This window comes from Streptomyces rimosus, from assembly GCF_008704655.1.
Lineage (GTDB): Bacteria > Actinomycetota > Actinomycetes > Streptomycetales > Streptomycetaceae > Streptomyces > Streptomyces rimosus.
In genome coordinates, this window is sequence record NZ_CP023688.1 from 3,332,238 (window position 1) to 3,345,844 (window position 13,607).

At 72.8% G+C, this 13,607-nt stretch carries 12 protein-coding genes; 6 read left to right on the forward strand and 6 right to left on the reverse strand.

Annotated elements, in window-relative coordinates; translation table 11 throughout:
- The first annotated feature begins 373 nt into the window (after positions 1–373).
- Positions 374–3,007: a DEAD/DEAH box helicase gene (locus CP984_RS13590; protein ID WP_030181934.1), complete on the forward strand. Its 2,634-nt coding sequence runs from the start codon at positions 374–376 to the stop codon at positions 3,005–3,007.
- Positions 3,008–3,113: 106 nt separating this feature from the next.
- Positions 3,114–3,986 (forward strand): alpha/beta fold hydrolase, encoded by an 873-nt coding sequence (locus CP984_RS13595; protein ID WP_003985761.1) that lies wholly within the window; start codon positions 3,114–3,116, stop codon positions 3,984–3,986.
- Positions 3,987–4,026: 40 nt separating this feature from the next.
- Here CP984_RS13595 and CP984_RS13600 read toward each other — a convergent pair whose 3' ends face one another.
- Positions 4,027–4,968 (reverse strand): NYN domain-containing protein, encoded by a 942-nt coding sequence (locus tag CP984_RS13600; protein WP_003985760.1) that lies wholly within the window; start codon positions 4,966–4,968, stop codon positions 4,027–4,029.
- A gap of 212 nt (positions 4,969–5,180) precedes the next feature.
- Between CP984_RS13600 and CP984_RS41270 the strand changes: the two genes are divergently transcribed.
- On the forward strand, positions 5,181–5,333 hold the full coding sequence (locus CP984_RS41270) for a hypothetical protein (protein WP_003985759.1): 153 nt from the start codon (positions 5,181–5,183) through the stop codon (positions 5,331–5,333).
- A 132-nt stretch (positions 5,334–5,465) separates the two neighbouring features.
- On the opposite strand, the gene CP984_RS13605 is transcribed toward CP984_RS41270, so the two are convergent.
- The 3 genes from CP984_RS13605 to CP984_RS13615 form a co-directional block, all read right to left on the reverse strand.
- A complete protein-coding gene (locus CP984_RS13605; protein ID WP_003985758.1) occupies positions 5,466–6,071 on the reverse strand; it encodes a MarC family protein in 606 nt (201 codons plus the stop codon).
- A 313-nt stretch (positions 6,072–6,384) separates the two neighbouring features.
- Positions 6,385–7,239, reverse strand: a complete 855-nt coding sequence (locus tag CP984_RS13610; RefSeq protein ID WP_003985757.1) for a PHP domain-containing protein — start codon at positions 7,237–7,239, stop codon at positions 6,385–6,387.
- Positions 7,240–7,538: 299 nt separating this feature from the next.
- Positions 7,539–8,177, reverse strand: coding sequence for a DUF6758 family protein (locus tag CP984_RS13615; protein WP_003985756.1), 639 nt, complete (start codon positions 8,175–8,177; stop codon positions 7,539–7,541).
- A gap of 178 nt (positions 8,178–8,355) precedes the next feature.
- Here CP984_RS13615 and CP984_RS13620 point away from each other — a divergent pair, with 178 nt between their 5' ends.
- Positions 8,356–9,609, forward strand: a complete 1,254-nt coding sequence (locus CP984_RS13620) for an MFS transporter (RefSeq protein ID WP_003985755.1) — start codon at positions 8,356–8,358, stop codon at positions 9,607–9,609.
- Between the two features lie 123 nt (positions 9,610–9,732).
- Here CP984_RS13620 and CP984_RS13625 read toward each other — a convergent pair whose 3' ends face one another.
- A complete protein-coding gene (locus CP984_RS13625) occupies positions 9,733–10,329 on the reverse strand; it encodes a suppressor of fused domain protein (protein WP_003985754.1) in 597 nt (198 codons plus the stop codon).
- A gap of 521 nt (positions 10,330–10,850) precedes the next feature.
- Here CP984_RS13625 and CP984_RS13630 point away from each other — a divergent pair.
- Positions 10,851–11,984, forward strand: coding sequence for a magnesium and cobalt transport protein CorA (locus CP984_RS13630; protein WP_003985753.1), 1,134 nt, complete (start codon positions 10,851–10,853; stop codon positions 11,982–11,984).
- Positions 11,985–12,031: 47 nt separating this feature from the next.
- A complete protein-coding gene (locus CP984_RS13635; protein ID WP_003985752.1) occupies positions 12,032–12,598 on the forward strand; it encodes a hypothetical protein in 567 nt (188 codons plus the stop codon).
- 96 nt (positions 12,599–12,694) lie between these two features.
- Here CP984_RS13635 and CP984_RS13640 read toward each other — a convergent pair whose 3' ends face one another.
- On the reverse strand, positions 12,695–13,408 hold the full coding sequence (locus CP984_RS13640) for a hypothetical protein (RefSeq protein ID WP_078575666.1): 714 nt from the start codon (positions 13,406–13,408) through the stop codon (positions 12,695–12,697).
- Positions 13,409–13,607 lie beyond the last annotated feature (199 nt).

Here is a 13,607-nt window from a genome sequence, read left to right on the forward strand (position 1 = left end):
CGGGGTATGGTGGTAATGCGCCCGCCGAGTATCGGTGGGTTGTTCCACGCATGCGGATGCCCGGTCGGTGGCCCGATCGGCTCCAACCCGACCGCCCTCTTTCGCGGCGCGTACGCGACGTACGCACAGCGGGAGGGACACCGCTCGCGGTTCGAGTGCTTGCGCGAAGGCAGTGGTCCCGCGCCGTCCCGGCCGATCGAGGCCGGCCCCGTACGAAACCGTGCGAGGCGCGGTACGACCCCCTTGGCCGCCTCGTGCCGCGTCTCACAGAAGAGGCAAGATTCTGTCTACGTTCCGAGAGCTCGGGATTCTCCCCGAGACCGCCGAGGCCCTGGAAGCCGTCGGCATCACGTCCCCCTTCCCCATCCAGGAGATGACGCTCCCGGTGGCCCTGTCGGGCTCCGACGTCATCGGCCAGGCCAAGACCGGCACCGGCAAGACCCTGGGCTTCGGCCTCCCCCTGCTGGAGCGCGTCACCGTCCCCGCGGACGTCGAGGCGGGCCGGGCCAAGCCCGAGCAGCTGACGGAGGCCCCGCAGGCCCTCGTGGTGGTTCCCACCCGCGAACTGTGCCAGCAGGTCACCAACGACCTGCTGACCGCCGGCAAGGTCCGTAACGTACGGGTGCTGTCGATCTACGGCGGCCGGGCGTACGAGCCGCAGGTCGAGGCCCTGAAGAAGGGCGTCGACGTGGTCGTCGGCACCCCGGGCCGGCTGCTGGACCTGGCGGGCCAGAAGAAGCTGAACCTTTCGCACGTCAAGGCGCTCGTCCTGGACGAGGCCGACGAGATGCTGGACCTGGGCTTCCTGCCCGATGTCGAGCGCATCATCAACATGCTGCCGGCGCGCCGGCAGACCATGCTGTTCTCCGCGACCATGCCGGGCGCGGTCATCGGCCTGGCCCGCCGCTACATGTCGCAGCCCACGCACATCCGCGCCGCCGCGCCGGACGACCAGGGCAAGACCGTCGCCAACATCAAGCAGCACGTCTTCCGTGCCCACTCGATGGACAAGCCGGAGCTGGTCTCCCGCATCCTCCAGGCGGACGGCCGCGGCCTCGCGATGATCTTCTGCCGTACGAAGCGGACCGCCGCCGACATCGCCGAGCAGCTCACCCGCCGCGGCTTCGCGGCCGGCGCGGTGCACGGCGACCTCGGCCAGGGGGCGCGCGAGCAGGCGCTGCGCGCCTTCCGCAACGGCAAGGTCGACGTGCTGGTGTGCACCGACGTCGCCGCCCGCGGCATCGACGTCGAGGGTGTGACGCACGTCATCAACTACCAGACCCCCGAGGACGAGAAGACCTATCTGCACCGCATCGGCCGGACCGGCCGCGCGGGCGCCAAGGGCACCGCGGTCACGCTGGTCGACTGGGACGACATCCCGCGCTGGAAGCTGATCAACAAGGCGCTGGACCTCCCGTTCGACGAGCCGGAGGAGACGTACTCCACCTCCCCGCACCTCTACGAGCTGCTGGAGATCCCCGAGGGCACCAAGGGCATCCTGCCGCGCGCGGAGCGTACGCGGGCCGGGCTGGCGGCCGAAGAGGTCGAGGACCTGGGCGAGACGGGCGGCCGTGGCCGCGGTCCGCGCCGGGGCGCGCCCGCCGTCGAGGAGGAGCGCCCGAGCCGCACCCGTACGCCGCGCCAGCGCCGGCGCACGCGCGGTGGAGCGCCGCTGGACGAGTCCGGCACGCCTGCCGCTTCCGGTTCGCCCGCCGCTTCCGGTACGGCCGAGGGCGGCAGCGCCGCCACGGACGGGCCGCGCCAGCCGCGCCGTCGTCGTCGTACGCGCGGCGGTTCCGGTGGCGCGTCGTCCGCCGCCGTGACCCCGGCCCGCGACGAGAGCATCGCGTCCGAGGCCGCGCAGGCCGACGCCACCGCGGCGCCGTCCAAGCCGCGCCGCCGCCGTACGCGAGGTGGCGCGAACGGCGCCGCCAAGGCGGAGGCCGCCGGTACGACGGCCTCCGTCGCCGTGGACACGGCCGAGGACGCCGCCGCGACCGTCAAGGTCCCGGCCCAGGCCACCGCCGAGGCCACGGTCGTCACGGAGGCGCCCGCCGTCACCGAGCCCGCCGAGGCCCCCGCGAAGTCGCGCCGCCGTACGCGCAGCGCCAAGCCCGCGGCGGAAACCGCCGTGGAGACGGCGGAGAGCGTGGCGGCTGCCCCGGAGGCCGTTGCGGAGACGGTCGCGGACGAGGCCCCGGCCAAGCCCCGCCGTACCCGCAAGACCGCCGCCAAGAAGACCGGGACGGCTGCCGAAGCCGTTGAGGCCGCGGCGGAGACGGTCGCGGAGGAAGCGCCGGCGAAGCCGCGCCGCACCCGCAAGACGGCGGCCAAGAAGGCGGAAGCCGCGGTCGACACCGCCGAGGCCGCCGAGGCGGTCGCGGAGGAGGCCCCGGCGAAGCCGCGCCGCACCCGCAAGACGGCTGCCAAGAAGGCCGAGGCCGCGGTCGACACCGCCGAGGGCACGGAGGCCGTCGCGGAGACGGCTGCGGAGGAGGCTCCGGCCAAGCCGCGCCGCACCCGTAAGACGGCCGCCAAGAAGACCGAGGCTGCTGCCGAGCCCGTCGCGGAGGAGGCGGCTGCCAAGCCGCGTCGCACCCGCAAGACGGCCGCGAAGAAGGCCGAGGCCGCGGTCGATGCGGCCGAAGGCACGCAGGCGGTGGCGGAGACGGCCGCGGACGAGGCGGCTGCCAAGCCGCGGCGTACCCGCAAGACGGCCGCCGCCAAGAAGGCGGAAGCCGCGGTCGACACCGCCGAAGCGGTCGCGGAAGAGGCGCCGGCGAAGCCGCGCCGCACCCGCAAGACCGCCGCCGAGAAGGCCGAGGCCACCGCCGAAGCCGCCGAGCCGTCGGCGGAGGAGGCCGCTGCCAAGCCGCGCCGTACCCGCAAGGCCACCGCGGCGAAGGCCGAGGCGGCCCCGGCCGCGGACGAGGCGCCGGCCAAGCCCCGGCGTACCCGTAAGACGGCGGCCAAGAAGGTCACCGCGGAGGCCCCTGCCGAGGGCTGATCCCGCACACGCCGACGGCCCGGTTTCCCGCAGCACGCGGGGCCGGGCCGTCGGCGTGTGCGCCCGCGCCCGGCGGTCCCCACGCGCCCCCCGATAGCCTCGTCCCATGAGCAAGCCGCCCACCCTCACCTTGCCCGCGTGCGCCCGCGCACGCCGACTCGCCACCGAACGCGGCGAGTTCGCCGTGCACGACGCCCGTCCCGACGGGACACCGGCCGGGACCGCGCTCCTCGTGCCGGGCTTCACCGGCAGCAAGGAGGACTTCATCGGCCTCCTGGAACCGCTGGCCGCCGCGGGTTTCCGGGTGGTGGCCGTGGACGGCCGTGGACAGCACGAGACGCCCGGCCCGGACGACGAATCCGCTTACGCGCTGAGCGAGTTGGCGCAGGACGTGCACGCCCAGGCCCGCGCCCTGGACGCCGGCCCGGTGCATCTCCTGGGCCACTCCTTCGGCGGCCTGGTCTCCCGTACCGCCGTCCTGCGCGACTCCGCGCCGTTCCGTTCCCTGACCGTCATGAGTTCCGGTCCGGGCGCCATCGTCGAGGCCCAGCAGATCCGCGTACGGATGCTCATCGACGCCCTCGGGCGGATGGACATGCAGTCGGTGTGGCTGGCCATGCGCGACCTCGACCCGCCGGAGGCCGAGGACGCCGCCACCCCGCCCGAGATCGGCGCGTTCCTGCACCGGCGCTGGATGAACACCGCGCCGCGGCAGCTGGTCGCCACCGGACTGCAGATGATCGCGGAGCCGGACCGGGTGGCGGAGCTGGCCGCCGTACCGCTGCCCAAGCACGTCGTGTCGGGCACGGCGGACTACGTCTGGCCGGTGTCGGAGATGGACACGATGGCCGAGCGGCTGGGGGCCCGCCGTACGGTCGTCGAGGGCGCGGAACACTCCCCCAACGCGCAGCGCCCGGCCGCAACGGCCGCGGCACTCGCCGCGTTCTGGCACGACGCGGACCGCGAGACGGACCGCTAGCCGGACAACCGGCCTCCGGCCGCACCCCCGCGCGTACGCCCTACCCCTGCGCCCGTACGCGCTCCCAGAAGCCGTCCCGCAGCGCCCGGCGCAGGTCCGCGTGCCCGCGCAGCGAGTGCCCGAGCAGGGCCTCGGCGGCGGTCAGCAGTTCTTGATCGACCGCGCCGGGCAGGTACGGGTGGCCGGGCAGCAGCTCGGTGACCCAGGGGGCGCCGCGTTCGGCGAGCCAGCGGGCGGCGACCTGAGCGCCGACGAAACGCACCTCGTCACGCGTGGGCGGCAGGCCGCCGCTGCCGTCGGCCGCCGGGTCCCCGCCCTCGAACGCGACGGCCCGCCGGGTCACGTACGGCTTGCAGAACTCCAGGTCGAAGGTGCGCTGGCTGTCCACCTCCCACAGCAGCGGCTCGGCCTGGTTGCGCCCGCCGACCGCCTCGATGCCCCACAGGTGCACCCGGGCGCCGTACCCCTGCGCGGCCTCCACCGCCGAGACCAGGTCCTCGTCACCGCCGATGAGCACCGCGTCGCTGATCGCGCGGTGCCGGGCCAGCGACTCCAGGTCGGAACGGATCAGCGAGTCGACGCCCTTCTGCTGGTTGTTCGCGTTCAGGTTGCCGAGCCGGACCTTGACGTCGGGCAGCTCGGCAACGCGCTGCTGTTCCGCGGTGTGGATACGGCGCCGGGCGCCGTCGTACCAGTAGACGCGCAGCAGCCGGCTGTCCGGGAAGATCGTGCGGGCCTTGTCGATGAACGCCTCGATCAGGCCCTCGGCGTCCAGCTCGAAGGCCCGCCGGTCCTCCGTCCCGGCGACCAGCCGCCCGGCGGCGGCGTACACATAGCCCGCGTCGACGAAGGCCGCGTGGGTGGACGGGGTGGTGGCGACCTCCGCGAGCACCCGCGTGAGCAGCTCGTTCGTCCGCTCGATGCCCGCGAGCACGGCGGTGAGGTCGGGTGGGGGGCCGGTGGGCCGCACGTCGTCGTTCATACGGGCCCATTGTCCGGCCGGTCACTCAGCGCGCACAACCGCTCTCACTACCCACCAGTATTTAGACGGCCGAAAATTTTCTTTAGCGTAGGGAATGATTGCAGGGAGCATGTCGTTGTACCCACTGGGCACGCCAGGCAGCGACGCCTCACGCGTACCCCGTACAACAGCAAAGTTCTCCGCAGGAGGATCAGACGAAGGGAGAAGCCGTTATGCGCTTCGAGATCATGCGCCTGGACGACGTCGACGGCACCGCCGTGGACAGCACCGTCGTGGACGCCGCCTCCGTCAACCGGATCGTGCAGCAGGCCGCCGCAGTCGGCCAGCGCATCTACATCCGCCCAGCCGATACCGCCGCCCGATGACCCACACCGCGTCACTCATGGACGCGTGACGCAACGCGTCATGACCGGCGCACGGAGCGCCCCGCACGAATCACTTCGCGCGGGGCGCTTCGCGTTTTGCGGGCCCTGGAGCCCGGTACGGGCCGCCCGCCGTCAGCCGCCGCGCACCACCTGCATGACGCCGTTGATGATCTGCTGCACCGCGAGCGCGGAGAGCATCATGCCGGCGAGCCGGGTCACCAGCACCACACCGCCGTCCTTGATCACCCGGATGATCACCAGCGAGAAGCGCATCACGAGATAGAGCACCACGTGGATGGCGACGATCGCCGCCCATACGGACACCTCGGCGCTGAACCCGTCCGCGTGCTGCACCGCCAGGATCACCGAGACGATCGCGCCCGGCCCGGCCAGCAGCGGCATGCCCAGCGGCACCAGCGCCACATTGACGTCCTTGGTCTGCGTCGGCTGCTCCGACTTGCCGGTCAGCAGGCTGAGCGCGACCAGCAGGAGCAGCAGCCCGCCCGCGATCATCAGGGCGGGCGGCGTGATGTGCAGCCGGCCGAGGATCTGCTCGCCGAAGAGCCCGAAGACGGCGATGACGCAGAACGCGACGGTAGCGGCCTGCCAGGCCATCTTGCGCTGCACCTTGGCGGGGCGGCCGGAGCTGAGGGCGAGGAAGATCGGGATGATCCCCGGCGGATCCATGATCACGAACAGGGTGACGAAGAGGGTGCTGAAGACAGCGAAGTCGAACACGGTGATGGCCTTGCGGGAGGTGGTACGGGAGAGCGGGGAAAGCGGGTGGAGGGCGGTCGGTGGAGAGAAGAGCGGTAACGAGGAGAGGTGGCGGGGAGGGGCGCCAGGCGGGAGCGGAGAAGCTCAGGCGAGCGCACAGACAAGCACGCGCCGGGCGTACGAGCCGGCAGGCGCGCCCCGGCAGGCGCGCCCCGGCAGACGCGCCCCGGCACCCACGACCCGGCCGCGACGTGGCTCGGGCAGGGTGCGGTGAGGTGATCGGCCGGCGGGTGCGGAGCGCGGTACGAACCGGTCGGCCGGAACGCGGTACGGGTCAGCCGCCCGCGCCGGGCACGGGGAAGGCGCCGAACGCGCGGCGCACGATCTCACCGTAGATCTCGGGATCGGTGGTGTACTCGCCGAGCGCGACGGTCTTGCGGCTGCCGTGGTAGTCGCTGGAGCCGGTGGTCAGCAGGCCGAGGTCGGCGGCGAGGCCGCGCAGGCGCGCCCGCGCGACGTCGTCGTGTTCCATGTGGTCCACCTCGATGCCGTCCAGCCCGGCCGCCGTCAGCTCGGCGATGACGCTCTCGGGGATGGTCCGCCCCCGCTTGACCGCCAGCGGGTGCGCGAAGACGGTGACCCCGCCCGCGGCCTTGACCAGGCGGATCGCGTCGAACGGATCCAGCTCGTGCTCCTCGGCGTAGGCCCGTCCGTCGTTGGCGAGCCACTGCGGCGTGAAGGCGTCGGAGACGGTTTCGACGACGCCCAGCTCCACCATCGCGGCGGCGACGTGCGGACGGCCCACCGCGCCGTCCCCGGCGATCCGCGCCACCTGCTCCCAGGTGACCGGGACGCCCAGCTCCTGGAGCTTGGCGACCATGCTCTGGGCGCGCGGCACCCGGTCGTCGCGGACCAGCTCCCGCTCGCGGGCGAGTTCGGGCTCGTCGGGGTCGAAGAGGTACGCCAGCATGTGCATGCTCACGCCGCCGACGCGGCAGGACAGCTCGGCGCCGGTGACCAGCGTGAGCCCGGCCGGCAGCGCGGCCTTGGCCTCGGCGTACCCGCCCACGGAGTCGTGATCGGTCAGCGCGACGACGTCCAGCCCGGCAGCGGCGGCGTTGCGCACCAGCTCGGCGGGGGTGTCCGTACCGTCGGAAGCAGTGGAGTGGGTGTGCAGGTCGATGCGCACGACGCGGAACTCCAGACTGCTACGGGGCGGGCCAGGGGACGTCAGAAGAATACCGGCCGCCCGCCGCCCCTCGAACGCACGACCGCGCGGGCTCCGTCACACGCCGCGCAGAAGCCGCCGGCCCTGCGGTCGGGCCCGCCGCCGGAGCTCCGGGCGCGGAACGGCTGCCCGTAGGCAGGTCGACCAGGCAGCCGCCCTTGAACGTCGCCCAGGCAACCGCCCGTAAACAGGAAGGGCGGGAGCCCGTAAAGCCAACGAAGAGTCGGCATCCGTAGAAGGACCCGAACTCCGGGCGCCCCTCAAGCAAGCAACCGCGGCGACAGCGCCCCACAAGGCAGCAGGTCCACCTCGGCGCCCGCGTCCCGCAGGTCGGTGAGGACCAGTTCGTCGTAGAGGAGCAGGCCCGACTCGGCGGGCCAGACCACCGCCCACAGCCACAGGCCGCGCGCCTCCCCGGCGAAGACCGCGCGGTCCTCGGGGGCTCCCTCGACGTGCCACAGCGGGGTCGGGCGTCCGGCGGCCAGCACTTTCACGTGGGGCGGCTTGTTCACGCACATGTGGGGGCCGGGGTCGGGGCCGTCGATGCCCGCGTAGCGTGCGCCGAGGCCGACGCCCAGTTCCTCGGCGATCAGCAGCAGTTCGCCGGGGCCGCCGAGCGGGCCGGGTCCCGAGCAGGCCACGGCGGTGGCGCGGCCGCCGCTGCGGTCGTCGCCCGCGCAGGCCACGCCCGTGAACAGCCAGCCGACGGGCAGCGGCCACGGCATCCACACCGGTACGCAGGCGCGGCGCACCACCACGGCCAGTGCTTCGACGCTGGGCGGGACGACCGGTTGCAGCGGGTGCACGGTGCCGTGCACGCCGCACTGCCAGGAGTCGGCAAAGAGACCGGGCGCCCGCACCCGGCCACCGCACTTCGGGCAACTGGGTTCGCCCCTCATAGGGCCCCACGGTCCTCCGGGCCGGGCGCCGCGTCAAGGACGATCACCCATCCGGAGCCCCGGCCGGACATACGCCAGTGGTAGTTGCAGCTTGCACTCTTTAGGGCGACTAACTTATTGTGTGTATACAGCAACGTTCCGCTGGGGCGGAAGCCGACGAGCAGGAAGGGACAGCGGCATGCGGGCAAGCGACAGCGGCGGCGCCGGAGAGGACCCGTTCGACGAGGGCGGCACCAGCATCCTGCGCCAGCCGATGGCCGTCTGGGCCACGGCCGGCGCCTCGGTCGTCGCCTTCATGGGCATCGGTCTCGTCGACCCGATCCTCCCCTCGATCGCCAAGGGGCTCCACGCCTCCAACAGCCAGGTCTCCCTGCTGTTCACCTCCTACTTCCTGATCACCGCGGTCGCCATGCTGGTCACCGGCTTCGTCTCCAGCCGGATCGGCGGCCGCAAGACGCTGCTGGCCGGGCTGGCGCTGGTGGTGGTCTTCGCGGCGCTGTCCGGCACGTCCTCCTCGGTGGGCGAACTGGTCGGCTTCCGCGCCGGCTGGGGCCTCGGCAACGCGCTGTTCGTCTCCACCTCACTCGCCGTGATCGTCGGTGCGGCGGCCGGGGGCAGCGCCGCGGCGATCCTGCTGTACGAGTCGGCGCTCGGCCTCGGCATGGCCTGCGGGCCGCTGCTCGGCGCGGTCCTCGGCGACATGAAGTGGCGCTACCCCTTCTTCGGCACCGCCGTGCTGATGGCCATCGGCTTCATCGCGATCACCGCGTTCCTCAAGGAGCAGCCCCGCCCGGCCCGCAAGACGTCCGTACTGGACCCGATCAAGGCGCTCGGCCACGGCGGTCTGGCCTCCGCCGCCGTCTCCGCGTTCTTCTACAACTACGCGTTCTTCACGGTGCTGGCCTTCACGCCGTTCGTGCTGGACATGAGCCCGTACAAGTCCGGCGGTGTGTTCTTCGCCTGGGGCGTGCTGCTCGCCGTCTTCTCCGTGCTGGTGGCGCCGCGCGTCCAGGAGCGCTTCGGGTCGCTGAAGGTGCTGGGCGGCTCGCTGGTGCTGCTCGCCGCGGACCTGCTGGTGCTCGGGTACGGCAACCACACCACCGCCGTCGTCTGCACGATCCTGTCCGGCGCCTTCATCGGCCTGAACAACACTGTCTTCACCGAGCTGGCCCTCGGCGTCTCCGACGCGCCGCGGCCGGTGGCGAGCGCGGGCTACAACTTCGTGCGCTGGTTCGCCGCGGCGGCGGCGCCGTTCCTGGCGCCGAAGATCGAGGAGTGGACGGACGCGCACATCCCGTTCGTGGTCGCGGCGCTGGCGGCGCTGGTCGGCGCGGGCATCGTGGCCGTACGGCGCCGGGCGCTGACGCTGCGGGCGCACGAGCTGGAGCCGCGGCACGCCACGGAGGACGGCGTGTCCGCCTTCGCCAACTGACGGGCCCTCAGTGCCACGGTACGGCGCGCCACCCACCCCGGGCGGCGCGCCGTACGCCGTCACGCCCGCCCGTACGCCGTCGCGTCCGCCCTACAACCGGCGCCCACCCCGCAAGCACCCGCCCTACGCCAGCGAAACCCCCGCACGCAGCGGATCACGCAGATCCGTCCCGCCCTTGAGCCACCGCTCCTGGAGCGCCTCGGCGCCGTGCACCCGCTTCCAGGCGGCCTCGTTGGGCGTCATCGGCAGCAGCGGCAGGAAGCGGACCGGGTCCAGCGGGGCGTCCAGCTCCAGGTCCTCGATCAGACCGCCGGACTCCGCGACCAGTACGGAGGTGAACGGCGCGCCGGGCCACAGCGGCTCCCCCACGTCCAGCGACGCGCCCGGCGCCACGATCACGCCCTCGACCTGCGGGGACGCGGCGAGCACGGCCAGTGCGCGAAGGGCCTTGTCGGTGTCGGCGCGCCCGGCACGCACCGAGAGCACCAGTTCCGCGCGCGGGCCGCGCACCGGGTCGGCCAGCACCGCCGTGGGGTCGGCCATCGGCCGGTCCGACATTCCGAGGGTGACATAGCGCACGAGATCGCCGTCCGGACCGCCACCGAGGAAGCGCAGCACCTCGATGCGGTCGGTGCCGAGGAAGGTGACGGCGGCGCGCGCGTCCGGCTCGCCCAGGGTCGTACGCAAACGGGCTTCGACCAGCTCAAGAACGTCAGACATGCCGCGAGCATAGGCCGGGGCGCGGGCCCGGCCGCCGCCGCCCGGCGAACGGGCGTACGGCCCCGACGGGGCGTTCGCGGGGACGTTCGTATGGAACGGGCAAAGGCGCGCCGGATCGGTTCCAGCGGCTGATAGCCTTGCCGTCTGGTCAGGGAATGACGTTCGTCCCCCAGCGGGGACCGGCCGGAGGAGGTGGGGCTGCGGTGGATCCAAGTCGACCGTGCAGTACCGACAGTTCTCCCGTCATCTCCCCGCGCGCCCAGCGGCTTTCTTGATCCAGGGGCTTCCGTACCCCCGCCGCCCGCGGTGAAACCCGCGAAATTCCTTCGCGCCGGAAGCAGATGACGGAAGAGCGCCTTCGACTCTCGTTTCCGTGTTTTCTGCGAACCGCCGTCAGACCTGCGCACGGAGCGCCGCCCGCTTTGCGGACGTATGGCCAGCGCCTACGCGTACGTCCACGTTCCGGGCAGCGTTACGCCGCGCGCCCGCGGCCGGCGGCGTACCCGTGAAGGAGCCTGCCCATGTCGATGATCCGCGACCTGCGTGCCGCCGTCCGCCCGTCCCGGCGCCGCGAGGACTCCCCGTACAAGTACGACACCGACCTCCGCACGTCCGCCCACACCAACAGCGCCATCGTGGACTGCGGCGTCTACCGGGACGGCCGGCGCGTCAGCGACCACGTCACGCCGTCCCAGGCGATGGCGAGCGTGCGCGCCGACAGCGGCTTCGCCTGGATCGGGCTGCACGAGCCCACCGAGGCGGAATTCGCCGAGATCGCACGGGAGTTCGGGCTGCACCCGCTGGCGGTGGAGGACGCCGTCCACGCCCACCAGCGGCCCAAGCTGGAGCGCTACGACGACACCCTGTTCACCGTCTTCAAGACGGTCCACTACGTGGAGCACGCGGAGCTGACCGCCACCAGTGAGGTGGTGGAGACCGGCGAGGTGATGTGCTTCACCGGCCGGGACTTCATCGTGACCGTGCGGCACGGCGGCCAGGGCTCGCTGCGCGCGCTGCGCCACCGCCTCCAGGACGACCCCGAGCTGCTGGGCAAGGGCCCCTCCGCGGTGCTGCACGCCATCGCCGACCAGGTCGTGGACGGCTACATCGCGGTGGCCGGGGCGATGCAGGACGACATCGACGAAGTGGAGATCGACGTCTTCAGCTCCGGGTCCGACGGCAAGGGCGCGGGCGGCAAGGGCTCGGCGAAGGGCGGCGACGCCGGGCGGATCTACCAACTCAAGCGCGAGGTCCTGGAGTTCAAGCGGGCCGTGTCGCCGCTGCTGCGGCCGATGCAGGTGCTCAGCGAGCGGCCGATGCGGCTGATCGACACCGACATCCAGAAGTACTTCCGGGACGTGGCCGACCACCTGGCCCGGGTCACCGAGCAGGTGCTCTCCTTCGACGACCTGCTCAACTCGATCCTCCAGGCCAATCTGGCGCAGGCGACGGTGGCGCAGAACGAGGACATGCGCAAGATCACCTCGTGGGCGGCGATCTTCGCGGTGCCCACGATGATCGCCGGGATCTACGGCATGAACTTCGAGTACATGCCCGAGCTGAAGTGGAAGTACGGCTACCCGCTGGTCCTGCTGGTCACGGTCGCCATCTGCTTCGGCATCCACCGCGGCTTCAAGCGCAACGGCTGGCTGTGACGCCCGGCGGTCCGGGCGGCCCGCCCGGACCCCATTAGGCTGATCCCATGACGGAGACCGTGTCGCAGGCGCTGCTGGACCGCGCGCTCATCGAAGAGGCCACGAAGAAGTCCGGCCTCATCTGGGTACGGGGCGCCACCGGCCCGGCGCGGGCCCTGTGGCACGTCTGGCACGACGGCGCCGCGTGCGTGGTCGGCACGGACGGCGACGGTACGGGCCGGGCCGCCGGGCCCGCCCACGAGCAGCCGCTGCACGACCTCGGCCTGGTGGACGGCGGCACCGCGACCGTCACCGTACGCAGCAAGGACAAGGGCGGCCGGCTGGTCAGCTGGCAGGCCCGGGTCAGCGAGCTGGCGCCGGACGGCGAGGCGTGGCAGGCCGCCGTGGAGGACCTCAAGGGCAAGCGGCTGAACGCGCCGGACGCGGAGACGATGCCGGGGCGCTGGGCGCGCGAATGCCGCGTCCTGAAGCTGGCCCCGATCACGGAGGCCGCGGCCCACACGGACTTCGACGACTCCTCCCAGGCCGCCGTGCCCCTCCCCACCCCGGCCACCACCCGCCGCCCGATCCCGGCGGCCCTCCCGAAGCTCCTGCGGAGGAAGCGGAAGGGGTGAGGGGCGGCAGGGTCCCGGACCGGGGCTTGCGGCGCCCGGCCGATCCGGTGGGTACGCCCCGGTCGGCTCTGGTCGCCGAGAGCCATCGATGGGAACTCAGTCCCCGATCGTGATCGACTTCCCGTAGTCGATCACCTGGTCCGCCGCCGGCGCCCGCAGGTCCACCGGCTTGCCCCAGTCGGTGAGCCGCACCTCCCCGGCGCCGCCCGCGCGGCGCAGCCGCAGTGGATACGGCTTGCCTTCGAGGGAGACGTCGAGGGTGCCGCCGCTGCCCTGGGCGGCGGCTATGCGGATGGTGCGGGTGCCGTCCACGGCGCCGCGTTCGCCGGCGGTCAGTTTGCCGTGCAGGCCCAGCAGGCTGCTCAGCAGCGTGCTCTTGTCGGTGAAGCCGCTGAAGCGCTTGTAGACCGGGTCGGAGGCGGGCACCTTCACGTACTTGCCGATGAGCTTGGAGGCGGCCGTCCCGTCGTTCTTCGAGGGGGCGGCGCCCTTCTCGCGCTCCCAGAAGCCGGCGTCCGCCTTCAGGTACAGCGCGTCGCCGACCCGCAGCAGCTGGAAGGTGGCGGCCTTGGTGGACAGCTGGCCCTGGGCGCCGTTCTGCCCGAGTCGCATGTCGAGCTTGTACGTACGGCCCTGGCTGACCAGGTTGCCGGCCAGCCGTACCGTTCCGGCACCGCGGGCGGCCGTCTGCGCCTTGGTCTGGATCTGGTCGGCGGGCAGCTTGCCGACCCCGTTCGTACCGGCGTCCGGGTCCTCGGCCGCACAGCCCGCCAGCGCCCCGGCGAGCACCGCGCACACCGCCGCCGTCAGCGCCGCCCCGCGCCTGCGGTGCGATGCGGCCGGGCGGCGGGAGCAGGCCCGGACGGGGCCTGCCGAGGGGTATGTGGTCACGACGGCTCTGCTTCCTGATACGGATGACCTCGGCGGCAGTACGGCAGCGTACCCGGGGCCGGGCACGCCGTACGGCGGAGTACGTGGTGGACACCGTACGGCCCTTCCCACCCGGGCG